Annotated in this window: 22 protein-coding genes and 1 tRNA gene; 13 read left to right on the top strand and 10 right to left on the bottom strand. The window is 62.9% G+C overall.

What is annotated here, in order from left to right; genetic code table 11:
• The first annotated feature begins 141 nt into the window (after positions 1-141).
• Together C725_RS01240 and C725_RS01235 are read left to right on the top strand one after the other, a co-directional pair.
• Entirely contained in the window at positions 142-414 is a 273-nt protein-coding gene (locus C725_RS01240; protein ID WP_038280986.1) for a DUF3175 domain-containing protein, read from the top strand.
• A gap of 65 nt (positions 415-479) precedes the next feature.
• Positions 480-2,471 (top strand): protein-L-isoaspartate(D-aspartate) O-methyltransferase, encoded by a 1,992-nt coding sequence (locus tag C725_RS01235; protein WP_008599636.1) that lies wholly within the window; start codon positions 480-482, stop codon positions 2,469-2,471.
• A gap of 127 nt (positions 2,472-2,598) precedes the next feature.
• On the opposite strand, the gene C725_RS15105 is transcribed toward C725_RS01235, so the two are convergent.
• Positions 2,599-3,429, bottom strand: coding sequence for a BON domain-containing protein (locus C725_RS15105; protein WP_051051176.1), 831 nt, complete (start codon positions 3,427-3,429; stop codon positions 2,599-2,601).
• A 256-nt stretch (positions 3,430-3,685) separates the two neighbouring features.
• Here C725_RS15105 and C725_RS01225 point away from each other — a divergent pair, with 256 nt between their 5' ends.
• The 4 genes from C725_RS01225 to C725_RS01210 all read left to right on the top strand — a co-directional run bounded on the left by C725_RS01225 (position 3,686) and on the right by C725_RS01210 (position 7,129).
• On the top strand, positions 3,686-4,276 hold the full coding sequence (locus C725_RS01225) for an exopolysaccharide biosynthesis protein (protein WP_008599634.1): 591 nt from the start codon (positions 3,686-3,688) through the stop codon (positions 4,274-4,276).
• Between the two features lie 78 nt (positions 4,277-4,354).
• Complete coding sequence (locus tag C725_RS01220) at positions 4,355-5,125, top strand: SDR family NAD(P)-dependent oxidoreductase (RefSeq protein WP_008599633.1); 771 nt, start codon at positions 4,355-4,357, stop codon at positions 5,123-5,125.
• A 184-nt stretch (positions 5,126-5,309) separates the two neighbouring features.
• Complete coding sequence (locus C725_RS01215; RefSeq protein ID WP_008599631.1) at positions 5,310-5,951, top strand: SRPBCC family protein; 642 nt, start codon at positions 5,310-5,312, stop codon at positions 5,949-5,951.
• 2 nt (positions 5,952-5,953) lie between these two features.
• Positions 5,954-7,129 (top strand): zinc-dependent alcohol dehydrogenase, encoded by a 1,176-nt coding sequence (locus C725_RS01210; protein WP_008599630.1) that lies wholly within the window; start codon positions 5,954-5,956, stop codon positions 7,127-7,129.
• A gap of 250 nt (positions 7,130-7,379) precedes the next feature.
• Here C725_RS01210 and C725_RS01205 read toward each other — a convergent pair.
• A tRNA-Gln gene (locus tag C725_RS01205) sits at positions 7,380-7,454 on the bottom strand.
• Between the two features lie 227 nt (positions 7,455-7,681).
• Between C725_RS01205 and C725_RS01200 the strand changes: the two genes are divergently transcribed.
• Together C725_RS01200 and C725_RS01195 are read left to right on the top strand one after the other, a co-directional pair.
• Positions 7,682-8,686 (top strand): GDP-mannose 4,6-dehydratase, encoded by a 1,005-nt coding sequence (locus tag C725_RS01200; protein ID WP_008599629.1) that lies wholly within the window; start codon positions 7,682-7,684, stop codon positions 8,684-8,686.
• Positions 8,683-9,414: a YdcF family protein gene (locus tag C725_RS01195; protein ID WP_008599628.1), complete on the top strand. Its 732-nt coding sequence runs from the start codon at positions 8,683-8,685 to the stop codon at positions 9,412-9,414. The genes C725_RS01200 and C725_RS01195 overlap by 4 nt, the downstream gene beginning before the upstream one ends.
• 7 nt (positions 9,415-9,421) lie before the next feature.
• On the opposite strand, the gene C725_RS01190 is transcribed toward C725_RS01195, so the two are convergent.
• Entirely contained in the window at positions 9,422-10,714 is a 1,293-nt protein-coding gene (locus C725_RS01190; protein ID WP_008599627.1) for a nucleotide sugar dehydrogenase, read from the bottom strand.
• A 14-nt stretch (positions 10,715-10,728) separates the two neighbouring features.
• Complete coding sequence (locus C725_RS01185) at positions 10,729-11,640, bottom strand: branched-chain amino acid aminotransferase (RefSeq protein ID WP_008599626.1); 912 nt, start codon at positions 11,638-11,640, stop codon at positions 10,729-10,731.
• 108 nt (positions 11,641-11,748) lie between these two features.
• Here C725_RS01185 and C725_RS01180 point away from each other — a divergent pair, with 108 nt between their 5' ends.
• Positions 11,749-12,243 (top strand): MarR family winged helix-turn-helix transcriptional regulator, encoded by a 495-nt coding sequence (locus tag C725_RS01180; protein ID WP_008599625.1) that lies wholly within the window; start codon positions 11,749-11,751, stop codon positions 12,241-12,243.
• Positions 12,244-12,263: 20 nt separating this feature from the next.
• Here C725_RS01180 and proC read toward each other — a convergent pair whose 3' ends face one another.
• The 4 genes from proC to C725_RS01160 all read right to left on the bottom strand — a co-directional run bounded on the left by proC (position 12,264) and on the right by C725_RS01160 (position 15,737).
• A complete protein-coding gene (gene proC, locus C725_RS01175) occupies positions 12,264-13,070 on the bottom strand; it encodes a pyrroline-5-carboxylate reductase (protein ID WP_008599624.1) in 807 nt (268 codons plus the stop codon).
• Positions 13,071-13,201: 131 nt separating this feature from the next.
• Positions 13,202-13,534 carry a 2Fe-2S iron-sulfur cluster-binding protein gene (locus C725_RS01170; protein ID WP_008599623.1) on the bottom strand — a complete coding sequence of 111 codons (333 nt, stop codon included), beginning with the start codon at positions 13,532-13,534 and terminating at the stop codon, positions 13,202-13,204.
• Positions 13,531-14,664, bottom strand: coding sequence for a cysteine desulfurase family protein (locus C725_RS01165; protein ID WP_008599621.1), 1,134 nt, complete (start codon positions 14,662-14,664; stop codon positions 13,531-13,533). Before C725_RS01165 ends, C725_RS01170 begins: the two co-directional genes overlap by 4 nt.
• A complete protein-coding gene (locus C725_RS01160) occupies positions 14,661-15,737 on the bottom strand; it encodes a cysteine desulfurase family protein (protein ID WP_008599620.1) in 1,077 nt (358 codons plus the stop codon). The genes C725_RS01165 and C725_RS01160 overlap by 4 nt, the downstream gene beginning before the upstream one ends.
• 186 nt (positions 15,738-15,923) lie before the next feature.
• Between C725_RS01160 and C725_RS01155 the strand changes: the two genes are divergently transcribed.
• Complete coding sequence (locus tag C725_RS01155) at positions 15,924-16,577, top strand: alpha/beta hydrolase (protein ID WP_008599619.1); 654 nt, start codon at positions 15,924-15,926, stop codon at positions 16,575-16,577.
• Positions 16,578-16,609: 32 nt separating this feature from the next.
• Here C725_RS01155 and C725_RS01150 read toward each other — a convergent pair whose 3' ends face one another.
• Complete coding sequence (locus C725_RS01150) at positions 16,610-17,692, bottom strand: anhydro-N-acetylmuramic acid kinase (protein WP_008599617.1); 1,083 nt, start codon at positions 17,690-17,692, stop codon at positions 16,610-16,612.
• A gap of 32 nt (positions 17,693-17,724) precedes the next feature.
• On the opposite strand from C725_RS01150, the gene tyrS reads away from it, so the two are divergent.
• The gene (tyrS, locus tag C725_RS01145; protein WP_038281197.1) at positions 17,725-18,945 is read left to right on the top strand and encodes a tyrosine--tRNA ligase; all 1,221 of its coding nucleotides are present in this window, start codon (positions 17,725-17,727) and stop codon (positions 18,943-18,945) included.
• A gap of 33 nt (positions 18,946-18,978) precedes the next feature.
• On the opposite strand, the gene recG is transcribed toward tyrS, so the two are convergent.
• Positions 18,979-21,051 (bottom strand): ATP-dependent DNA helicase RecG, encoded by a 2,073-nt coding sequence (recG, locus tag C725_RS01140; protein WP_038280983.1) that lies wholly within the window; start codon positions 21,049-21,051, stop codon positions 18,979-18,981.
• Positions 21,052-21,066: 15 nt separating this feature from the next.
• Here recG and C725_RS01135 point away from each other — a divergent pair, with 15 nt between their 5' ends.
• Both C725_RS01135 and mfd read left to right on the top strand, forming a co-directional pair.
• A complete protein-coding gene (locus C725_RS01135) occupies positions 21,067-21,360 on the top strand; it encodes an FAD assembly factor SdhE (RefSeq protein WP_008599613.1) in 294 nt (97 codons plus the stop codon).
• A gap of 19 nt (positions 21,361-21,379) precedes the next feature.
• The gene (gene mfd / locus C725_RS01130) at positions 21,380-24,844 is read left to right on the top strand and encodes a transcription-repair coupling factor (protein WP_008599612.1); all 3,465 of its coding nucleotides are present in this window, start codon (positions 21,380-21,382) and stop codon (positions 24,842-24,844) included.
• Positions 24,845-24,882 lie beyond the last annotated feature (38 nt).

The following is a 24,882-nucleotide window of genomic DNA, read 5'->3' as shown; positions in this document are numbered from 1 at the left end:
CAAGCACCGGGTGGTTTCGGGGCGCGATGCGCGCGGCGGCGAGATCATACTGCGTTCGAGGCGGCGGCGCATGATTTTCATCGCCGGACTCGTGGGGATCGTCGTTCTCGTTTTCTTGCTTCGGTTTGCGGGGCCTGGCTCATGACCGGGAAGTGGTCTCAGGAGGCGACCGAACATTCAGATGCACTCGATCTGGAAGAGGGGGTGTTCAGCAAGGACGATCCCAAGGAGATCGCCCGCTCGCTCAAACGTTCGGCCGAGCAGAGCAAGCGTCGCAAGGGCACGCCCCTGCAATCGGCGATGAGCATGCTCACCTTCTATGTCAATCGCGCGGGAGACAATTTGTCCGCATCCCGGCGCAAAACGCTGGAACAGGCCAAGGATGAACTGCGAGCCCTGTTCGACCAGGGTTGAAACGGAGCGACGCCAGCCAACACGCAGCGGCCGAGCGCTCTTCGCTCTCTTGGGAGGAGGCACAAATGACCGATTACAAAGCACGCCGCCAGCGCATGGTGGAGCAGCAGCTTCAGCGACGCGGTATTAGTGACCCTTCTGTGCTGGATGCCATGCGTGACGTCCCCCGAGAGGCGTTCGTGTCGGAAGACATGGCCGAGTTCGCATATGAGGACTCGCCGCTGCCCATCGAAGAGAAGCAGACGATTTCCCAGCCCTATATCGTCGCGAGGATGGTCGAAGCGGCAGAAATCCGGCCGGGCAACCGTGTGCTGGAAGTGGGTGCCGGCTCCGGCTATGCGGCTGCCGTCATCGGCCGCATAGCCGGCGAGGTCCACGCGATCGAGCGACAGGAACGTCTGGCGGAACTGGCCCGGCAGCGCCTTCACCGGCTGGGCTATCAGCAGGTGCATGTTCACGTCGGCGACGGAACGAAAGGCCGTCCCGAAGCGGCTCCATTCGATGCCATTCTCGTGGCAGCGGGGGGTCCCAAAATTCCTGACTCGCTGCGGGCGCAGCTTGCCATCGGCGGCCGACTCGTCATGCCGGTCGGCGATCGTCCGCAGATGCTGACCAAGGTCACGCGAACCGGACAGGACAAGTTCGAGGAGGAAGACCTTGGCGCAGTCACGTTCGTACCCTTGATCGGCGAAGAAGGGTGGGTTGAGAACGGCAGCCGCTCAGCCAGCAATCACAAACCTACGGCCTCAGGCCAGCGCTCCCTTTCCGAACTCGTCGCAGACGCCGCCGAGCCACTACCGGACTTCGACGATCCGGCTTTTGGGAAGATGTTCGACCGCTGGGCGGACAAGCGTGTGGTCTTGTTGGGGGAGGCAAGCCACGGAACCCATGAATTCTATGCCGCACGCGCGGCCATCACGCGGCATCTGATCGAACATCATGGTTTTTCCATTGTCGCCGTGGAGGCCGACTGGCCGGATGCCGCGCAGATTGATCGCTACGTCCGTCACCGACCACCAGGCCCTTTTGACGGACCGCCATTTGAGCGCTTCCCCTCCTGGATGTGGCGCAATACCGATATTGCCGACCTGACGGCGTGGATGCGCGCGCACAATGCCGGCCTGGACAGCGACCGGCGAGCAGGCTTCTACGGGCTGGACATGTACAATATGCGTGGCTCCATTTCGGCAGTCCTCGATTATCTGGATGAGGTCGATCAAGAAGCCGCCGCCGTTGCCCGCGAGCGCTATGGCTGTTTGACGCCGTGGCAGAACGACCCGGCTGTCTACGGCCGTGCAGTCCTGACCTCGCAATATCGGAAATGCGAGCAGGCGGTCGTCGAGCAGTGCCGCGCCATCCTCCAAAAGCAACTCGATTATGAGGGGCAGGACGGAGAAAGCTTTCTGGATGCGGCGCAGAATGCGCGTCTGATCGCCTCGGCGGAGCGCTATTATCGGATCATGTATTATGGCGGCGCAGAAAGCTGGAATCTGCGCGACACTCACATGTTCGAAACGCTGGAAAACCTGCTGGCGTCGAAAGGGCCGGAAGCGAAGGCTATCGTCTGGGCCCATAATTCCCATATCGGCGATGCCCGCGCGACCGACATGGGCAACGTCCGCGGCGAGCACAATATTGGTCAACTGTGCCGCGAGCAGTGGGGAGACGAGGCCGCACTTCTTGGCTTTGGTACGCATACGGGCACGGTCGCCGCCGCCACCGACTGGGACGGCGAAATGGAGACCAAGGCCGTTCGTCCTTCGCGTCCCGACAGCTATGAGCGCGTTTGTCACGACAGCGGCCGATCGCGCTTCCTGCTCGATCTCAGCGAGGGACGGCATGAGGCGCTGCGTCGCCGACTGAACGAGCCCAGACTAGAACGCTTTATCGGCGTGATCTATCGCCCCGAAACAGAGAGGCAGAGCCACTATTCGCGGGCGATCTTGCCCCAGCAGTTCGATGGCTATGTCTGGTTCGATGAGACGGCGGCCATTACGCCGCTTACACCGGAACATCATCCCGAAGGCGTTCCGGACACTTATCCATTCGGACTTTGAGGTGCTGATATAATCCCGGGGGGGGTGAGCCTGCGGCAGAGCGGGTCCGACGCACTCCAGGCGTCCTCTGGTCGAATCGGCTTTAAGGAAGGGCCAGCCAGCCCTTTCAGGCTGGCTGGCCAGGTGGTTACTCGTTCAAGGGTGAAATGCTCGTTTGGCTCTGCTGGTCCTCGCCACGCGCTTGGACTTGCAGATTGTTCTGGACATGCCGCGCGCCGCGTACGCGATAGGCGCAGTCTTCGGCTTGCCGCTTCTCCCAGCGATCGTTGACGGTTCCCGTCAGGGTCACTTCGCCATTCTCGTCCGTCGAGACCTCGATTTCCCGTGCGTCCAACTCGTCGTCATCATGTAGCTGTTCGCAGACCCGATCATGCAGACGCTCTTTCGAGCGCGTGTCGTTCTTCGGACCGCGTCCATAATGCCCGCCGCGTGCCGAACGACCGGCTCCACCGCGGGAGTAGCCGCCGAACTCATCCGATTCCGTTCCGAAATCACTCCATTCATCGCGGCGGTCGCGGTCGCCGGCAGGGCCGAAGCCACTGGCGCCGCCGAAGCCGGCGGCCGCCATTCCGGCGCCGCTCCTTCCGGAACCGCCCCAGCCGCCCGAGGAGAAACCGGCGCTGCCGCCAGAATAATCGCCACGTCCAAAATCGGACCCGCGGCCGCCACGACCGGACCGGTCGCGCGTCGTGTCATAATCGCGGGCGTAGCCTTCATCATACGCTCCGGATCTCCGGTTTCTGCCGCCAAAGCGGTCTTCGCTCAGGCTGGACGTTTCCGCATGCCAGGTGTCGGGATCATGGGCCTTGTCACGCCGGCGCCGTTGCTCTGCGGCATCGTCACCGAACCAGGACCGAACTTCGTCCGCCCCCCGTTCAAAGGCGCTGCGTTCATCCGGATGTCGCTCGTCAGTGTAGCGCGAGCGACTTCTGCTGCCATAGCCGTAGCCATTAGCCATATCTATTCTCCCATGTGCATTTTTGGTATTCCTAAGAACTCGTAACTGTCTGGATGCGTTTCAGATATTCTAGGATACATAGGATAATGACCCGAGTTAAAACTCGGACCTTCTTGGAGCGGGACTGCGGGAACCTGGGGATGACGGGAACGCAATCTGCGCACGCAAGCGCTCGCATCCGTCCGCCTTGCTGACCGGCCGGTTGAGGGAACATTCGCCTCATAGCGAACGTCTTTGGACGTGAAGTGAGGCACGTATGAAAGATGAAACCTCGAACGCCCTGAGCGAGATCCTGGAGGAGCTTGAGGCGTCCGTCTCGGGCGAAAGCATCGCTGTCGAGGACGTGGTGGAGCGGATGGGAGAAAGCTCGTTCGCATCCCTGATGCTGGTCTTCTCCCTCATCTCCACCTCACCGGCCAGCGCCATTCCCGGAATCACGGCGATCGTCGCGGTCATCGTCTTCATTCTGACAGTGCAGATGATTGCCGGCCGCGATCATGTCTGGTTGCCGCCCTTCGTAATGCGACGGCGAATGGCGCGGGACAAAGTTTGCAAGGGAATCGCATGGATCCGCAAACCAGTGAGCTGGGTCGAAAAATTCCTCCGACCCCGCTTCACATGGCTGCTCAAAAAGCCGTGGATCCTGGTTCTTCAGTTTCTCATCCTGGGACTGACGCTTGTCATGCCCTTCATGGAGATCGTTCCGACGTCGGGTTCGCTGGCATCGGCGGTCATCGCCCTTGCCTCTGCCGGTCTCCTCACCCGCGATGGTGCGCTCATCCTGATCGCCGGCGTCCTGCTTTTGATTGTTCCCGCGGTCCTCTTCTTCGTTGGCACAGGGGGTTGAGACGGAGGCTTGACGATCGGTTCGCGGCGGCCGGCCATACCACCAGGAAGAAGCGGGGAAACAGAACGGAGTAAGAGCATGAGCAAAAAACTTGCGGTTATCACGGGCGCCTCAACCGGAATTGGCTTCGAACTGGCGAAGATCGCAGCCCGCGAGGGCTACGACCTCCTACTGGCGGCCGACGAGCCGAACATCGTGGAGGTGGCCGGCCGCCTCGGCGCCGGTGATGGCGCCGCGTTGGGCGTCGAGGCGGACCTTTCCACCTTCGAAGGAAATGACGCGCTGCTTACCGCAATCGGCGGGCGGCCAGTGGATATCCTGATCGCCAATGCGGGACGCGGCCTCGGCCATGCATTCGTCGAGCAGAACCCGGCGGAGTGGCGCCGTGTCATCGACACGAACATCACCGGCACCACCTATCTGCTGCAGAAGATGGCGCAGCGCATGTCGGAACGCGGCGAAGGACGGATCCTGATCACCGGCTCCATCGCCGGGCTGATCCCCGGCAGCTTCCAGGCCGTCTACAACGGAACGAAGGCCTATCTGGATAGCTTCGCCTATGCGCTACGTGACGAGTTGAAGGACAGCGGCGTCCATATCACCCTTCTGATGCCTGGTCCGACCGACACGCCCTTCTTCGCCCGTGCGAACATGCTGGATACGCCGGTCGGCAAGGATGACAGCAAAGAGGACCCAGCCAAAACCGCGCAGAACGGTTGGGACGCGTTGATGAAGGGTTCGGCGCACGTCGTGTCCGGCGCGAAGAACAAGGCACAGGCGGCGCTTTCCCATCTGACGCCCGACAGCCTGTTGGCGGGCCAGCACCGTAAGATGGCGGAGCCGGAGTGATGGAAGATCACGCCGATGCTCCGAGTAAACCTATGTAAAGAGCAGGGAATGTCTGCAAAGCCGGACAGTGCATTTCTTTGTGCGGTGCCGTCTTTTTCGGGAACTGCCGCGCCCGAGCGTCGGTTGCCAAGACAGTTCGCGAAACGAACATCGCACCATCTCCACTCTCGACTGGAGGTCCTTCATGGACAATGACACAAAGCGGAAATTATGGATCGGCCTGCCTGCCATTGGCGCGGTCGCGGCTGCGGCGGCCTTTGGCGGTCCGGCAGCGGCCCGGCGTATGCGCCAGAACCGTCCCCACGACGATGCCCCAGGGCGGACCACCTATTCCTCCCGTTTCGGCAAATACGACGTCAGCGGAAACAGCGTGACGATCAACCGTCCGCGGCACGAGCTTTACGCGTTCTGGCTCGATTTCCAGAACCTTGGGCGGTTCATGGAGAATATTGAAAGCGTACAGCCGACGGGCGCCGCCGGCACGGCCGTCTGGACGATCAAAGCCCCGGCCGGGCGCACGGTAGATGTGGAAACGCGCATCGTCAGAGAGGAGAAAGACCGCGTCATCGCTTGGCGATCGGTGGAAGGCTCCGACATTGAGACCGAGGGCCGCGTCGAATTCGAGGATGTCGGTGGCCGCGGGACGAAGGTGACGCTGGTTATAGCCTACAAGCCGCCCTTCGGCGAACTCGGCCGGATTATTGCCAAGGCCTTTCGCAAGGAGCCCGAGGTGCAGGCGCGGCACGACCTGAAACGATTCAAGATGTTGATGGAGACCGGCGAGATCGCGAACTCGGCGCACCGCCGCTCCGGTGAGGAGGACTGATCATGCGCGCACTGACCTGGCACGGAAAGCACGACGTTCGCGTGGACACGGTTCCCGACCCCGAAATCGTCAACCCGAAGGATGCCATCATCAAGGTGACCTCCACGGCGATATGCGGCTCGGACCTTCACCTTTACGACGCCGTCATCCCGTCCTTGCTGCCCGGCGACATACTGGGTCACGAGATGATGGGGGAAGTGGTCGAAACGGGACCTGACTCAACCTTGGAAAAAGGACAGCGAGTCGTTGTCCCCTTCACGATTTCCTGCGGTGAATGCTTTTTCTGCAAAAAGACGCAATATTCCGCCTGCGACAATTCCAATCCGGCGGACAAGCAGGACATGTCGGAAAAGCTTTATGGCCACGCGATGGCGGGTCTGTTCGGCTATTCGCACATGACCGGCGGTTATGCCGGCGGCCAGGCGGAATATGCCCGCATTCCCTTTTCGAACGTCGGCCCGATCGTTGTACCGGACGGGATGGACGACGATCAGGTCTTGTTCCTGTCCGACATTCTGCCGACCGGCTGGATGGGGGCGGAGAATGCCGACATCGAGGAGGGCGATATCGTCGCCGTCTGGGGTTGTGGCCCCGTCGGACTGTTCGCCGCCCAGTCAGCGAAGATCATGGGCGCCGCGCGCGTTATTGCGATCGATCACCACCCGCACAGACTGGAGCTCGCAAAGCAGGTCGGCGCGGAGGTCATCGATTTCCACAGAACCGACGTGCGTGAGGCGCTCATGGAGATGACCGGCGGCATCGGACCGGATGCCGTCATCGACGCTGTCGGGATGGAAGCGCACGGCTTTGCGGTGGACAATATGATCGACACGGTGAAGCAGACGGTTGGCATGGGCGCCGACAGAACCGCCGCGTTGAAACAGGCGATCCTTTCCGTGCGCAAGGGCGGCCGCGTCTCGATGCCCGGGGTCTATGGCGGCATGACCGACAAGTTTCCGATCGGCGCCTTCATGGAAAAGGGGCTGACGATGAAGACCGGGCAAACCCATGTGCAACACTACCTGAAGCCGCTGATGGAAAAAATTCAGGCCGGTGAGATCGACACGACCTGGCTGATATCCCACCGCCTCCCGCTTGAGCAGGCGCCGCACGGCTACAAGAACTTCAAGGACAATCAGGATGAGTGGACGAAAGTGGTCCTGAAACCGGGCATGTAATGACGCCCCCCCAAGCGGGGGAGCCACTGGGTAGATCCTGCCTGGCTCCGGCCGAGTATCGGAGCCAGGCCGCCCAAAAATGATCTGCCGATCCTCTGCACGGCGGTCTGCGACAGCCACCGACCATGAAGGCATGCGCAAGCGGCTCTTCTTGATGCCAAACGCAATTGCCTTGAAGGCCGCTCAACCCGTTCCTTGAAAAATGCTGCGGAAAATCTGTCAACGAAGGCAGAAAGATTCCGCTAAGTCGTGGCTGGGGCGGCAGGATTCGAACCTGCGCATGCCGGTACCAAAAACCGGTGCCTTACCGCTTGGCTACGCCCCAAGAGCCGCAATGACCGTTTCGCGGCCGCGGACGGCAGGGAGCTAACAAGATCGGCGGCAAATGCAAGTCGCGGCTCTTGCTCGACCTGCCCTGTCATGCCGACCCTGCGCGTCCATTCGGAATACATCGGCAAATACAGGATAGCGCGGGCGGATAAGCTTCCAACACCCTTGCGAGATCGACAGCGTGCAGCTAGCCGCAGTCGCAAATAGCAAAGCGGAGCAGTAATGACGACCACCCTAATCACCGGCAGTGCAGGTTTCATTGGTTATCATCTCGCCGACCGGCTGCTGGCGCGCGGTGAGGACGTCGTCGGATTCGATAACCTGAACGACTATTACGATGTCGCTCTAAAGGATGCGCGCATCCGCAGCCTGCAGGAAAAGCATGGCAATTTCCGCTTCGTCAAAGCGGATTTCGCCGATCAATCCGAACTTGTCGAAGCACTGCGTCCCCACCGGATCCAGCGTATCGCGCACCTCGGCGCGCAGGCGGGCGTGCGCTATTCGCTGACGCATCCGCATGCGTATCTTCAGTCAAACCTCGTCGGGCACCTGAACATTCTCGAATATGCGCGTCATTCGGACAGCGTCGACAATGTCGTCTACGCCTCTTCCTCCTCCGTGTATGGCGGCAACACGAAGCTCCCCTTCTCCGTTGACGACCGCGTCGATCAGCCAGTGTCGCTTTATGCGGCGACGAAGAAGGCTGACGAATTGATGAGCGAAACCTACGCGCATCTCTATCGTATCCCGCAAACGGGGCTGCGGTTCTTTACGGTGTACGGGCCGTGGGGTCGCCCGGATATGGCGATGTGGCTGTTCACCAAGGCCATTCTTGCGGGCGAACCGATCGATGTGTTCGGTGAGGGGAACATGCAGCGTGATTTCACCTACATCGACGATATCGTATCGGGAGTGGTCGCCTGTCTCGATACGCCGCCGGCCGATGACGGCAAACCGAAGGCCGGCGGATCGACGAAGCCCCACCGGCTCTACAATATCGGCAATAACCGTTCCGAAGAACTTGGCCATATGATCGACGTGCTTGAAAATGCCATAGGGCGGAAGGCGGAGCGCAATCTGCTGCCGATGCAGCCGGGGGACGTCCGCGCAACCTATGCGGATATCAATGCGATCGCCGACGACCTGGGTTACCGACCCACGACGACAATCGAAGAGGGAATCCCGCGCTTCGTCGAATGGTTCAAGGGTTATCACGGCCTTTCGTGAACTATCTGCTCTGGAACGTCGCTGGTCCGGCCGTCTGGCCGCTCTGGCTGGCCTGTCTGGGGCTCGCGTTCCTGTTCGGATCGAAAATTCCGGCAGCGCGCTGGGCATTGGGCGGCGCGGTCACCCTGTTTCTGCTGCTCGGCCTCAGCCCCCTGCCCCGCCTGCTCATGCAGTCTCTGGAAGGACAGTATCAGCAGCCTCGCACGCTCACTGGTTATGATAACATCCTCGTCCTGGCGGGTGGCGAGCGATCGGCGGCAACGAAGCGTTCCGGCATGCTGGAGCTGAGGGAGGCTGGCGACCGCGTCATCCGCAGCGTCGTGCTCGCCAGGCAAATACCGGAATCGCGCTTATGGATCGCGGGTTATGGAGCGCTCCCGCACAGAATCAGCGATACGGGGGAAACGCGCCGCCTCTGGCGAGCCGCCGGCATTGCAGACGAGCGGATCAGTGAAATCACCCAAACGCCAGATACGTGCGGCAATCTTTCAGGGTACGCAGATTCGGGAGCGAGCGGGACGACCCTGCTCGTCACCTCCGCCTTCCACATGCCGCGCGCGATGGCCTGCGCGGCCGCGGCGGGCGTCGAAGCGGTTCCCTTCCCCGTCGACTACCGAACGGGCGGCGATGTGTGGCCCCTGAACATTCTGGCAAACCTCGAAACCGCGAGCTACGCCCTGCACGAATATGCCGGCCTTGCCTATTACCGCCTGAGCGGCCGCATCTGACGAAACGTCAAAGCTGCCAGCGGTGCGGGTCCCCGGCGATGGCACGGCCGCGCCAGACGCCCTTGATATCCGCGAATACACCGCCCGGGGCCACCAGTGCGCCAAGCGCGTCCCCGCTCATGTCGACATAGTGAGGATGCGGCACGGCCAGCACCACCGCATCATATCTCCGTTCCGGTGACAGGGCATCGGTGTCGATGGAGAGCCCGTACTCTTCCTCGGCCTCCGCCGCGCGGGCAAGCGGGTCATGTATCGTGACGTCGTGACCCAGCCATTGCAGGCGATTGACGACGTCCACCACCTTTGAATTGCGCAGGTCGGGTACGCCCTCCTTGAACGTCAACCCCAGAACGAGGACTTTGGCGGCGCGCTGCAGATAATCGTGCACACGGTCGGCGACGAACGCTCCCATGCCGTCGTTGATCGACCGTCCGGCCAGCACGACGCGTGGCAGATGGCCGAGCTGCTGCGCCTTATAACTCAGATAATAGGGGTCGACGCCGATACAGTGCCCCCCGACCAGCCCCGGGGAGAATTTCAGGAAGTTCCATTTCGTTTCGGCAGCCGCAAGCACGTCGTAGACGCTGATCCCATCCAGATTGAAGATCTGCGCGATTTCATTCATGAAAGCGATGTTGATGTCGCGCTGGGCGTTCTCGATCACCTTGGCAGCCTCGGCGGCCTTGATACTCGCGGCTTCGAACGTTCCGCCACTGGTGATGGAACCGTAAAGCCGGGACATGGCGTCGGTCACCGCCGGCGTTTCGCCGGCGACGACCCGCGTGATCTTGTCCACCGTGTGAACCTTGTCACCGGGATTGATGCGCTCCGGCGAGTAACCGAGGAAGAAGTCCTTGCCACGGCTAAGTCCGGAAAGTTCCTCCAGAATAGGGCCGCAAACGTCTTCCGTCACACCGGGATAGACCGTGCTTTCGTAGATGATCAGCGGAGGACGTTCGCGGGGCTTCAGAACGCTCGCGACCGCACGGGTCGCACCGCGCACCGGTCCAAGGTCCGGTTGGTTGGCCTTGTCGACCGGCGTAGGCACGGTCACGATGAAGATATCGCTGTCCGCCGCATCCGCGATATCGCTCGACAGCTTCAGACTGCTTGTCTTCAACCGCTCCGGTTCGATCTCGTGCGTGCTGTCTTCGCCGTTACGAAGCTCCGCGATCCGCTCCGGCTTGATATCGATACCAATCGTATCGAAGGATTTTGCAAGCGCGACTGCCAGAGGCAGACCGACATAACCGAGACCGATGACCGCGACACGCGTGGTACCGTCGATGGGAAAGCTCATTGCTCTTTGCAATCTCAGCTATTGGCCCGGCGGCCGTTGACCAAATCCAGATAGTCCTTGCGGAGGCCGAGCGCGACCTCTCCCACCTCGAACGACCAGGGGCCGATCTCGGCAACGGGTGTTACCTCGGCAGCCGTTCCCGTCAGGAAACATTGCTCGAAGCCTTCCAGCTCCTCCGGCCAGATGGCGCGTTCGACAATGTCGATCCCTTTCGCACGTGCCAGATCCATCACGGTGCGCCGGGTAATGCCGTCCAGGAAACAGTCCGGCGTCGGCGTATGCAGCTTTCCCTCTTTCAGGAAGAACACGTTCGCTCCGGTCGCCTCTGCCACCTGGCCGCGCCAATCCAGCATCAGTGCATCGCCATAGCCACGATCAGCGGCATGATGCTTCGCCATGGTGCAGATCATGTAGAGACCGGCCGCCTTTGCGTTCGTCGGCGCGGTATAGGGCGCGGGGCGCCGCCAGCGAGAGATATCGAGGCGCAGGCCTTTCCTGATCGCCTCCTCACCGAAATAGGCGCCCCATTCCCAGACTGCGATTGCAAGGTGCGGCTTCGTTTTCTGTGCGGCCACCCCCATCTGCTCGCTTCCGCGCCAGGCAATCGGACGCTGGTAACAATCGGTCAGGCCGTTCTTTTCAATGACATCACGACAAGCCTGATCGATTTCTTCACGCCGCCATGGAAGATCGAAACCGAGAATCCTCGCACTGTCGATCAGCCGCTGATTGTGCTCTTCGAGCTTGAAAACATTCCCGCCATAGGCGCGCTGACCCTCGAACACGGACGAGGCATAGTGCATGGCATGGGTGAGAATATGGATATTCGCCTTGCGCCACTCGACGAGCTTCCCGTCGAACCAGATCCAGCCGTCACGGTCGTCGTAGGTGGGTTCGGGCAACGGTTCGCTGGGCGCGGTACTCATAACGGAAACAACCTCCCTGAGCGGGGCCGGATTCGGCCATTGATCATGAATGCGTGTACGTGCCGACTCCTTGCCGAAAAGGAAAGAGGCAGGCAATAGAAGGGCAGCATGTCTGACCTTCCCCCACCCGCATCGCCGCTTTTCCTACGCGAACCGGAAGTCAGGCGAGGCATCGAGCTTTTGTACTTCGGTTATTCGGATCTGGTTGGGGAGGCCGATTCGCTGCTCGTGGATACGGTCTTCGGCCGTGCGCACCACCGCGCGCTCTACTTCATAGCGCAGCGCCCGGGCCTCAGTGTCGGCGACCTGCTTCGTCTCTTGCGGATTACGAAGCAGTCGCTCAGCCGCGTCCTGAAGGATCTCCAGCGGGAGGGGCTGCTCGAGATCACGCCGGGCATGCACGATCGTCGCCAGCGGCTCCTCACCCTCACGGATGCGGGGCTACGCTTCGAACACGAACTGTTCGAACGCCTCCGCCAGCGCATGGCGGCCGCCTATGCCGCCGCCGGGCAGGAGGCCGTCAGCGGCTTCTGGACCGTTCTTGCCTCTCTTCTTCCTGCCGACCGGCGGCGAGATGCCATTCCGGGCAAACCCGCCGCCTGACAGGCAGTGCGTGGCGACCTTCAGCCCTCGTTTTCCTGACCCAGTTCACGGGAGCGCTGCGAGGCGGCGCGAACGACATTGCGCATGATCGCCGGCAGACCCGGCTCCTCATCGAGAGCCTCGAGTCCTGCCTCGGTCGTGCCGCCGGGACTTGTCACGGCACGGCGAAGCTCGCCAGCGGTTCTCTCATCCTCCTGAAGCAGCGCGCCCGCACCGATGATCGTCTGACGCGCCAGGCGGCGGGCCAGCTCGGCGTCGAGACCAGCCCACTCACCAGCGGCGGACAGCGCCTCCACCATGCGAAACACATAGGCCGGCCCCGAACCGGACACGGCGGTCAGCGCATCGAAATCGCTTTCCGCGTCCAGCCAGTGGGCATCGCCGGTGGCCTCAAAGATCGAGGCTACCTTCGTCTTGCCGCTATCGTCGAGATCGTCGGAATAGAGCCCGGTCACGCCCTTGCCGATCTGCGTTGGCGTATTCGGCATGGCGCGCACATGGCGCCCCTTCTTCACGAGCGATTTCAGGGTTCCAAGTGATGCGCCGGCCATGACGGAGATCGTCACCGTATCGTCCGAAAGCCGTTCGGCCAGTCCCTTTGCCGCCGCCTTCGCAATATGCGGCTTCACCGCCATGACGACATAGTCCGGCGTTCCGTCGGCCGCCTGAATGGATTCGCGGCGTTCCGCCCCCTCCGGCGGCGGCGTCTCGGCCGGATCGATAATGACACAACGATCGAAGATTCCGGACTTGATCCAGCGACGCAGTAGCGCGCCGCCCATATTGCCGGCTCCGACCAACCAAAGCGTTCCGAGTTTGTTCTGCATGCCTGCGCCCCTAAACGTCAGCGGCCGCGCTTTCAACTCTTCCGGAGCCGCAATCCGGTGAAAATCGAGCGTTGTGAAAACCTCTCATCTTTTCGCAGCGATTGCTCATATCGTCATGATAATATAGTTCTTTATCTTGAGGCATCGACGCTGCCGCCGGGCATGCGGATATCGATCGCCTGTATGTCATCGTTCAGAAGAATCTGACATGCGAGCCGCGATTCGCGGACGGCGCCATAAGCGAAATCCAGAAGATCGTCTTCCTCTTCGCTCGGCGGCGGCAGCGGCATACCTGTCACCGCTTGAACGATCACATGGCACGTGGAACACGCCATCTGACCCTCGCAGGTACCCTCCAGCGGCTGATCGTGGTGCTGCGCGACATCGAGCAGTCGCTCTCCCGGCTGCGCGTCCGCAACGCGGTCAAGACGACCATCGGCGTCGAAGAAGCGGACCTGCGTCATGCCGCCACCTGCCTTTGCCGAGATACCGCATCGGCAATCATGCTCGCCGCCTCCCGAATATCCGCCTCCACCGTGAAACGCCCCCATCCCATGCGCAACGTGCCCCGCATCTCAGCGTCCGAGAGGCCGAGCGCCGCAAGCACATGGCTCTTTCGCCCGGCAGAACCCGCACATGCAGCCCCGGACGAGATGGAGAGGCGCCGGGCATCCATCAGCAGACGCGCGCTGTCGATTCCCGGGAACGTCACGTTGAGATTGGCATGCAAGCGCCTTTCGGTGTCGCCGTTCACTTGAAAAGGCTTCGGCAGCAGCGAAAGCATCAAATCGAAAAAATTACGCGCCTGTCGCGAATCCTCTGCCATGAGCGACGCCGCTTGTTCGGCCGCGCGGCCAAGTCCCGCAATGAGCGCAGGCGCCAACGTGCCGGATCGAAGCCCGTCACCTTCCTGCCCGCCCCCATGCATTTGCGGCGCCAGGCGCGTGCCGGGCCTGAGAAGAAGTGCGCCGATTCCCTTCGGCCCGTAAATCTTGTGCCCCGACACACTCAAGAGATCGAGGCTCATGGCCTCCACGTCCAATGGCATTTTGCCGAAGGCCTGTGCAGCGTCGGAATGGAAGAGCGCGCCCGCATTTCGCACCCGCCGGCCAATCTCCGCCAGCGGCTGTATGACGCCGATCTCATTGTTGACGGCCATTACGGACACGAGCGCGACATCGTCGGCAAGAGCAGAATCGAGCGCCTCCATGTCGAGAAGCCCGGACGGCTCGACATTCAGAACCGTCAACTCGAATCCCTGCTGTTCCAGCCATCGTGCGCTTTCCAGAACGCAGCTATGCTCTGTCGCAACGGTAACGAGACGTCGCCGACCCGGAGGCGCCGCCTGCATCGCGCCCTTCAGCGCGAGATTGTTTGCCTCGGTCGCGCCGGAGGTGAAGATGGTCCACGCCGCTGGCGCGCCGACGAGGGCGGCGACCGCCGTTCGCGCCTTGTCGAATCCCGCGGCGGCCTGCCAGCCATGGCGGTGCTGCGAGTGCGGGTTTCCGTACTGATCCTCCCAATAGGGCGCCATGGCGTCGGCTACGACAGGATCGAGCGGCGTCGTCGCCTGGTAATCGAGATAAATACTCATGCCGCGCGCCTTTGTTCGGCCAGCCGAACCCATGCCTCGGCGAAACGCTCCACATCCTCGTCTTCGGTCAGCCAGCCGCTCGACACGCGCACCGCCTCTCCGGCAGCGGGTGCATCCATTCCCATCGCGGCCAGCACATGGCTGGCGCCGACCTTGCCAGATGAGCATGCCGAACCGCTCGATAGGGCGAAGCCGGCAAGGTCGAGCACCATGAGCTGCGACGCCGCCGATACGCCCGGCATGCGGATCATGCTGACATTCTGAAGGCGCTGCGCTCGCTCCCCGACGATGGTTCCGCCCGCCGCCTTCACGGCATCCTCAAGCCGGCGATGGCGCTTGGCGGCGGCAGCGAGCCACTCCATGTCGTAAGCTTCGGCTGCTGCAGCGAAGCCGGCAATGCCCGGCAGGTTCTCGGTACCGCCCCGCAGCCCCCTCTCCTGGCCCCCGCCCTTCTGCACCGCCTCGAGCTGATCTGCGCAGCGGGCGACAAGCATCCCGGCACCCGGCGGTCCGCCTATCTTGTGGGCTGAAATTGCGACGAAATCGGCAGACGGCAGGCGCATCTTGCCCGCCGTCTGAACGGCGTCCACAAGAGTCAGTCCGCCGCACGCCCGAACAAGATCGACCACCTCCTCCACAGGCTGCAAGACGCCGGTCTCATTGTTCGCATGCATCAGGGCGACCAGCGCCGGGCCCTCCTTCAACGCATCCTGCAAGGCGTTCAGGCACAGTCGTCCGTCGGAATCCACGGGAAGGATCTGCGCCCCAGGTGCCGCCTCCAGAACCGCGGAGTGTTCGACGGCCGACACCAGGATCCGCGGCATCATTGTCCCTTGCAAGGCCAACGCCAGGGCTTCGGTCCCACCGCTCGTGAAGATCAACTGCGACGGCATTGTCCCGAACGCCGCCGCCAAGCTTTCCCGAGCTCGCTCCAGACGTCCCTTGGCACTCCGCCCCTCACCGTGAACGGAGGAGGGGTTCGCCCAGCGGCGGCTTTCCTCGGCAATGGCTTCGACGGCGGCGCCGCGCATGGGGGCCGTCGCGTTCCAGTCCAGATAAATACGCATCGTCATTTGCCCGCGTGCTCTGCCAGTCCTCGGACGTGCTTTCCACCCGGCACCCAGAAAGCCCGTGCAGCGCTACCGTCGAGGCAGCCTCGACCCGGGGGCGCGTTTATATTGAGGAAAGCCATGCGGGTCCTATATAGGCACGCGCCTGCCCCGTGCGAATCCCGCCAGTCTCTTGGAAATATCGTCCCTATGCCCGAAGTCATCATTCCCGGTCCCGAAGGTCGTCTGGAAGGCCGTTATTCGCCGGGCCGTGCACCGCGCGTGCCGATCGCCATCATCCTGCATCCCCATCCGGGCAGCAATGGCACGATGAACGAGGGAATCACGCTGGCGCTCTACAATCTCTTCCAGAAGCGCGGCTTCGCGACGTTGCGCTTCAACTTTCGCGGCGTCGGCCGCAGCCAGGGTGAATTCGATAACGGAATCGGCGAACTGTCGGATGCCGCCAGCGCCCTTGACTGGGTGCAGCAGTTCAATCCGGAGGCGCCGTTCACTTTCGTCGCCGGCTTCAGCTTCGGAGCCTTGATCGGCATGCAGCTTCTGATGCGCCGCCCGGAAATCCGCGGGTTCATTTCCGTCGCGCCGCCGGCGAACCTTTATGATTTCGGCTTTCTCGCCCCCTGCCCCTCGTCCGGCCTCATCATCAACGGCGGCGCCGACGAGGTGGTGACACCTGCCGGTGTCCAGAAGCTGGTCGACAAGCTGAAGACCCAGAAGCACATCACGATCGAGCACCAAGTGATGGACGGGGCCAATCACTTCTTCGAGAACGAACGGGATGAATTGATGGCTCGCATTAATGGTTATGTTGATATGCGCGTGAAGAACGACCTTTCCTACTGAACTTCGTGTTTATAGCTGTTTAGGCCGCGCTATTAGGACGGCACGTGAAGTGTGCCGCCAACAACTGGCTGCCGCGGTCCACTGATTTCGGGGAAGCTGGTGGGCAGACCTCGCAGCTTTCGAACAGCGAACCACGCGAAACCTTCCGCCTCCATACTATCACCGCGCCAACCGGCGGCCTCGACGGGCTCCGCCGCGATGCCAGTCCGCTCCGTGATCATGCGCATCAGCACGGGGTTGTGGCGACCGCCGCCCGTCACCAGGAGCCGTTGCGGCCGGCTTGAAACATGTGAAAGCGCCAGCCGAACCGTTTCCGCGGTGAAGGCTGTCAGGGTCGCCGCGCCATCTTCGGCGTTCAGCGCTCTTACGGGTTCAATGCCGAAATCCTGGCGGTCGAGCGATTTGGGCGGCGCCTGATCGAACCATGGCAGGTCCAGCATCGATTGCAGCACCTCTTCGTGAACGTCGCCCGCCGAGGCCAGCGCACCGTTCTCGTCGAAAGAGAGCCCGCGCTGTTCGTGCAGCCAGTCGTCGATCAACGCATTGGCCGGCCCGGTATCGAAGGCGACAATCTCGTCCCCCCCGCCGATCCAGGTCAGGTTCCCGACACCACCGAGGTTAAGGACGCCGAACGGCCGCTCGAGACCGCTGCCAAGGGCGCGATGATAGGCGGGAAGAAGCGGCGCCCCCTGCCCGCCGGCCGCGACGTCCGGTCCGCGGAAATCATCCACGACCTCGATTCGCAGAAGCTGCGCCAGAAGTGCGCCGTCGCCGATCTGCCATGTCCAGCCCCGGTCGGGCCGGTGACCGATCGTATGGCCGTGAAAGCCGACGACATCAGCTCCCTTTGCGATGGTCCCGGCTACCTCGGCATGCAGGATCGTCAGACGCCGCGAAACCGCGCGCAAATCGTCGTCCATCTGTCTCTCCATGGCGGCGGCGCCCTTCAGCACGGCGGCGCGCAGATCGGCACGGAACGCGTCGTCATAGGGCCGGCTCGCAAAGTCGAGGAAGCGAATATGCCCCTCCCCGTCCGTTTCGATCAGCGCAGCATCGATCCCGTCCATCGACGTGCCGGACATCAGGCCCACGGCCCGGTAGAGGCGGCTACTCATACGAATATCTCCATGCTATGCGCCCGGCGGCCATGACAGATTACAAATCCGATCTACTACGCGTGCTCGACAAGCGCGGCTACATCCACCAGCTAACCGATGCGGAGGGGCTCGACGCCCGCGCCGCCAGTGCCGTCGTGCCCGGCTATATCGGCTTCGATCCGACCGCCCCTTCGCTGCATGTCGGCAGCCTTGTGCAGATCATGATGCTGCGCCGCCTGCAACAGGCGGGGCACAAGCCCATCGTGCTGATGGGCGGCGGAACAGGCAAGATCGGCGACCCCAGTTTCAAGGACGAGGCCCGCCGGCTGATGACGGCAGAGACGATCGGCGCCAATGTCGCCTCGATCCGAACCGTGTTCGAAAGGTTCCTGACGTTCGGCGACGGGCCGACCGATGCCGTGATGGTGGACAATGCCGACTGGCTGGATGCCCTGGAATATATTCCGTTCCTGCGGGATATCGGGCAGCATTTCTCAATCAATCGCATGCTCAGCTTCGATTCCGTGAAGCTGCGTCTGGACCGCGAACAGTCGCTCAGCTTCCTCGAATTCAACTACATGATCCTGCAGGCCTATGACTTCCTGGAGCTGTCGCGCCGGCTGGACTGCCGGCTGCAAATGGGCGGCTCCGATCAGTGGGGCAATATCGTCAACGGCATCGAACTGGCGCGGCGCGTGGATGGCCAAGAGGTGTACGGCGTGACGACCCCGCTGATCACGACGGCTGACGGCGGCAAGATGGGCAAGACCATGGCGGGTGCCGTCTGGCTGAACGAGGAGATGCTGCCCAGTTACGACTATTGGCAATTCTGGCGGAACACACAGGATGCCGATGTCGGCCGCTTCCTGCGCCTGTTCACCGACTTGCCCCTGGACGAGATCGCCAGGCTCGAGGCGCTGGAGGGCGCGGAGATCAATGCCGCAAAGGAAATCCTCGCGAACGAGGCGACGACGTTGTGCCGCGGCCGCGATGCTGCCCGCACCGCGCAGGAGACGGCGCAGTCGACGTTTGGCGGCGGAGCGGGCGAAGACCTTCCAAGCGTAACGGTCGCCGCACCGATAACGATCGTCGAGGCCCTGACCCTGTTGGGGTTCGCGAAATCGAACGGGGAGGCCCGCCGCCTTATCAAGGGCGGCGGCGCGCGTATCGATGGAGAGGCCGTTGCGGACGAAGGCGCCGCCGTCCCCGCGCCGGAGGCACGCATATCCGCCGGCAAAAAGCGTCATGGAATCGTCCTGACCCAAGCTTGATCGGGGCGGCGGACGGCGCCTGTGCGCGGTCCGCTAGCCCGCCTTCAGCAGGCCAAGCGCGCTATCCCGCTCGAACAAATAGAGTAGCGTCCGCATGGCGTCTGCCCGCTTGGAGCCCTCAAAGCCGCCCTCCTGCTCCAGGAACAGACGTGCATCGTCGCGGGCCGGCTCGGCGAGGCGGGCGGTATCTTCCGGACGCGCGACGCGGTAGCCGGCCTCCCCCGATTGCCGCGTACCCAAGATTTCACCGCCCCCGCGCAGTTCCAGGTCCCGATCGGCAATGGCAAAGCCGTCATTCGTGGACCGCATCAGCTTCAGCCGCTCACGTGCGGTTTCGCTGATCTCAGCGCTTCGCAGCAACATGCAGACCGATCGCCCGCCCCCGCGCCCCACACGCCCGCGTAGCTGATGAAGCTGCGCCAGACCGAAGCGCTCGGCCTGCTCGACGACCATCAGGGTCGCCTCCGGCACGTTGACGCCGACCTCGATCACCGTCGTCGCGACCAGCACCTGCAGCCGCCCCGCTGCAAAGGCCGCCATGACGCGGTCCTTTTCCTCGCCCTTCATGCGCCCGTGGACGAGGCCAACCCGTTCCGCGCCGAGGGCTTTTTTCAGGATTTCGGCGCGCGTTTCGGCCGCCGCCACATCGCCCTCCGCCTCGCTTTCCTCGACAAGCGGGCAGACCCAATAGGCCCTGCCGCCGCTTTCGAGCAGACGCGATACGCTGCCGACGACCTCCTCCAGCCGTTCGCGGCTCAGAACCAGCGTCTCCACCGGCTCGCGTCCCGGCGGCATCTCGTCGATGCGCGATTCGTCCATCTCGCCGAACTGGGTCAGCGTCAGGCTGCGGGGAATTGGGGTTGCGGTCATGACGAGGACGTGCGGCGCCCGCCGTCCCTTCTCGGTGAGCATCTTACGCTGGTTCACGCCGAAGCGGTGCTGTTCGTCGATGATAACGAGGCCAAGGTCGTGATAGGTGACGGCATCCTGAAAGATCGCATGCGTTCCGACCAGAATGTCGATGGCGCCGCTCGCCAGTTCCGCAAGCGTGCGGCTGCGCGCCGCGCCGGTTTCCCGGCCGGTCAGAATGGCGGTGCGAACATTCATGCCGAACAGCATCTCGTCCAGGCTTGCAAGGTGTTGACGGGCGAGGATTTCGGTTGGCGCGAGCAGCGCCGCCTGCGCCCCCGCTTCCACCGCGCGCAGCATCGCGGCCAGAGCCACGGCGGTCTTGCCGGAGCCGACATCGCCCTGCAGCAGCCGCAGCATCGGCCGCTCCGCACCCAAATCCCCGAGGATTTCAGCGATCGAGCGTTCCTGCGCGCCGGTAAAGCGGTACGGAAGCGCACTGCGCAGCCGCTCGAGAAGGGCACCGTCTCCGTTTAGCGGCCGGCCCCTCCGGCGGCGGGAGCTTTCACGAATCAGCAGCATCGTCACCTGGTTGGCGAGGAGTTCGTCATAGGCGAGTCGCTCGCGCGCGCCCGTGTCGGTGCAGTCGTGCATGTCGAGCAGGGACTGGCGCCAGGCAGCCCAGCCCTCTCGCCTTCGCATGCTGCCCTCGATCCATTCGGGAAGGTCGGGGACGCTTTCCAGCGCGGTTCGAACGAGCTGGCGCAGGCGCTTGTTGGTCAGCCCCTCGGTCAGCCCATAAACCGGCTCGCGATCGGGGATGTCATCGCCGCTGCTGGGCGCAACGATATAGTCCGGGTGAACGATCTGCGCCTCGCCGCCATAGCGCTCGACCTTTCCGGATACGATTCGCGCTTCGCCGATCGGCAATTGCCGCGCCGCATAGCCCCCCCGGTCGTGAAAGAAAACGAGCGCCGCCCCGCCACCGCCGGAATCCGTCGTCATGATCCGCGTCGGGCGGCGTCCGCTTCCCTGCTGCACGCGCTGCGCCGTCAGCGCCACGGTTACCGTCTCGCCCTCGGCAGCGTCGGCGATTTCGGCGACGCGCCGCCGCGGCACGGCATAGGCCGGCAGGTGATAGACGAGGTCGAGAAGGCGCTCGATCCCCAGCTTGCCAAGCTGCTTGGCAAGGCGCGGTCCGACGCCGTCGATGCTTTGCACGGATGCAAACAGAGGGTTGAGTAGATCGGGTCTCATGCGTAGCTCGGCAGCGTGACTAACACCCCAGCGTCCAATGACGAAGACCCGCTTGCGGCCCGCCGCCGCCGTCTAAGATTCCGCGCCTGGCATCGCGGTACGAAGGAGGCCGACATCCTGATCGGCGGCTTCTGCGACCGGCATGTGAATGACTGGGATGAGGACGCGATCCTCTGGTACGAGACGCTGCTGGAAGAAAACGACGTGGACATCATGGCGTGGGCAATCGGAACCGCGCCCGTCCCCGACCGCTTTGCCGGAGAGACGATGCGCGACATGCAGCGGCTCGACTACCTCAAGACCCCCTGACCCATCGCAGGTAAGACATTTGCAGGATCTAGCGAAGATTGCGGCCGCACGGTCGCCGGCGGTGATCGGCGGCGTTCCGCTGGGCTATGCTCCGCTGCTTCTGACGCAGCTCGCGTCCGATGCGGCAGCACGCGGCGGACGCGTCGTCTACATCGCTCCCGACGATATGGGGGCGGCGCACATTGCGGACGCCGCGCCGTTTTTCAGCCCGGATATCGATGTCGTATCGGTCCCCGCATGGGATTCCCTCCCCTATGACCGCGCATCGCCCTCGCTGACCATTGCAGCCGATCGTGTGGCGGGACTGGCCCGCCTCGCCGAACCTCCTGGCGGCCACCAGCTCGTCGTGACGACCGTGAACGCGGTTCTTCAGCGAACACTGCCCGCCGAACGCATCCGCGCGATGACGGCACGTCTCGCGGCTGGCGAGGAGATCGACCCTGCCGATCTCGTTGCCAAGCTCGTCGCGAATGGTTTCGTCAGGACCGAGACCGTACTGGAAAACGGCGAGTTCGCGGTTCGGGGCGGAATCGTCGATCTGTTCCCCGGCGGGCGGGAGGAGGGGCTGCGTCTCGACTTTTTCGGCGACGAGATCGAGACGATGCGCGCCTTCGATCCGGCCAGCCAGCGCACGACCGGAGAGGCCGACGCGTTCCTGCTGCGTCCCGTCAGCGAGTTCCTGATGACCGAGGACTCGATCGCACGGTTTCGCCGGGCCTATGTCGATCTGTTCGGCGCCGTGGCGACACAGGACCCGCTTTATCAGGCGGTCAGCGAGGGGCGACGCATTGCCGGTATGGAAAACTGGCTTCCGTTGCTGGAGGATCGACTGGAAACCTTCTTCGACATGCTGTCCGAAAACGACATTTGCATGTCCGAAGAGGCTGCGGCCGCGGTTGCGGTCCAGCGCTTCGAAGCCATCGAGGATTATCACCAGAACCGTGTGAAGGCCCTGGAGCAGCAGGCCGGCAGTTACCGCCCGCTCGCCCCCGACGCCCTGTACCTCACCCAGTCGGAATGGAACGAGGTCCGGTCGTCGCGCCCCATTCACAGCATCACGCCCTTCTCGCAGCCGGAGGGCGCAGGGTACGACCTCGGTATTCGTCCGGCACGCGATTTCGCCCCAGAGCGCAAGTCCGGCACCAATATCTACGAGGCGTTCGGCGCGCATGCGGAAACGCTGCGCAAAGAGGGCAAGGCGGTGCTCCTTGCCAGCTATACGCAGGGCGCGCGCACGCGGCTTGCCGACCTCCTTCGGGATCATGGCCTCACCGCCCTGAAAGAGGTGGATAGCTGGGCAGACGTCAGGAAGGGCCAGGACGGCATCGCTCTCGCCCTTCTTCCGCTGGAGCATGGCTTTACCACGGACGAAGCCAGCATCGTCAGCGAGCAGGATCTGCTCGGCGATCGTCTCGTCCGGCGCGCGCGGCGGAAGAAGAAGTCCGACGCGTTCATGGATCAGCTCGCCATGATGGTGGAGGGCGATCTGGTCGTGCACAGCGACCACGGCATCGGCCGCTACGATGGTCTGACCGCTATCGAGGTGGGCGGGCAGCCCCATGATTGCGTGCTCCTGACCTATTCGGGCGACGACAAGCTCTACGTGCCTGTCGAGAATATGGACGTGCTGTCGCGCTACGGGGCCGGCGCGGAAACCGTGACGCTCGACAGGCTGGGCGGTGCCAACTGGCAAGCGCGAAAGGCGCGCGCGAAGGAGCGCATCAACGAAATCGCCGGAGAGCTCATCCGAACGGCGGCGGAACGCGCAACGCATCAGGGACAGGTGATGGAGATCGATCCCGGTGCGCTCGGCTCGTTCGTCGACCGCTTCCCCTATGAGGAAACCGAGGATCAGTTGAACGCGGTCGCCGACACGCTTGCCGATCTTGCCAGCGGAAAGCCCGTTGACCGCCTGATCGTCGGTGATGTGGGGTTCGGCAAAACCGAGGTCGCGCTTCGCGCCGCCTATGTCGCCGCCATGGATGGCCAGCAGGTCGCGGTCATCTGCCCGACGACGCTGCTCGCCCGGCAGCATGCAGCGAATTTCCGCGAGCGGTTCGAGGGATTCCCGATCAATCTGGGGCACATCTCGCGCCTCGTTTCCCAGAAGGAAACGAAACGCGTCCGCGACGGCCTGCGCGACGGCAGCATCGATATCGTCATCGGCACGCACGCCCTCCTCGCCAAAAGCATAGAGTTCAAGCGCCTGGGCCTCGTGATCGTGGATGAGGAACAGCGCTTCGGCGTCACGCACAAGGAGCGGCTGAAGCAGCTGAAGTCCGACGTTCATATGCTGACGCTGACCGCCACGCCCATCCCGCGCACGCTGCAAATGGCGATGAGCGGCATGCGCGACATGTCGCTGATCGCAACCCCGCCTGTCGACCGGCTAGCCGTGCGTACCTACGTGATGCCATGGGATCCGGTCGTGCTTCGCGAGGCGCTGCTTCGCGAACATTATCGCGGCGGCCAGTCGTTCTTCGTAACGCCGCGCGTCGCTGATATCCCCGATATCGAGGAGTTCTTCCGTGCCTATGTGCCGGAGGTGAAATATATCGTCGCGCACGGGCAGATGAGCCCGAGCCAGGTCGAGGAGCGCATGAGCGCCTTCTACGACAAGCAATATGACGTGCTCGTTTCCACGACCATCGTCGAAAGCGGCATTGATATTCCCAGCGCGAACACGATGATCATCAACCGCGCGGACATGTTCGGGCTCGCACAGCTTTACCAGCTTCGCGGCCGTGTCGGCCGCTCAAAGACGCGCGCCTATGCCTATATGACGACGGCTGACGACAAGCCCTTGCCGCCGACCGCGCAAAAGCGCCTGCAGGTCCTCTCCAGCCTCGATTCTCTGGGTGCCGGTTTTCAACTTGCGGCGCAGGATCTCGATATTCGCGGTGCCGGCAATCTGCTTGGCGACGAACAATCCGGGCATATCAAGGAGGTCGGCTTTGAACTCTACCAGTCGCTCCTGGAAGAGGCGATGCTGACGGCGCGGGCGGAAGCGGCGGGCGTCAAGAAGCCGCGCGAAGCGTTTTCACCGCAGATCAACGTGGACGCGGCCATCCTCATCCCGGACGACTATATCTCCGATCTCAATCTGCGTATGTCGATCTACAAGCGGCTAGGCGATCTGGAGGACCGCGAGGAGATCGACGGGTTCGCCGCGGAACTGATCGACCGCTTCGGGAAAATTCCGGGCGAGGTGCAGAACCTGCTCCACGTCATCGAAACGAAGATTCACTGCCGCACGGCCAATATCGAGAAGATCGAGGCCGGTGCGAAGGGTGCCCTCATCACCTTCCACAAGAATGAATTCGCGAAGCCGGAGAAACTGATCGGCTTTGCCCAGAAGAATGCCGGCGTCGTCAAGCTGCGGCCCGACCACAAGCTGTTCATCAGCCGCAATTGGGGCAGCCCGCAGCAGCGCCTCGTCGGCACGCTGAAGGTGGCGCGAAGCCTTGCGAAACTCGCCAGTTGAAGCCGGTCAGCGATGCGGCGTTACCGGGACGCCGGTAG

This window comes from Pacificimonas flava, assembly GCF_000342165.1.
In the GTDB taxonomy this organism is placed as follows: Bacteria; Pseudomonadota; Alphaproteobacteria; order Sphingomonadales; family Sphingomonadaceae; genus Pacificimonas; species Pacificimonas flava.
Note: the sequence above shows the minus strand (reverse complement) of the source record. Positions and strands in the feature narration are given on the sequence as shown.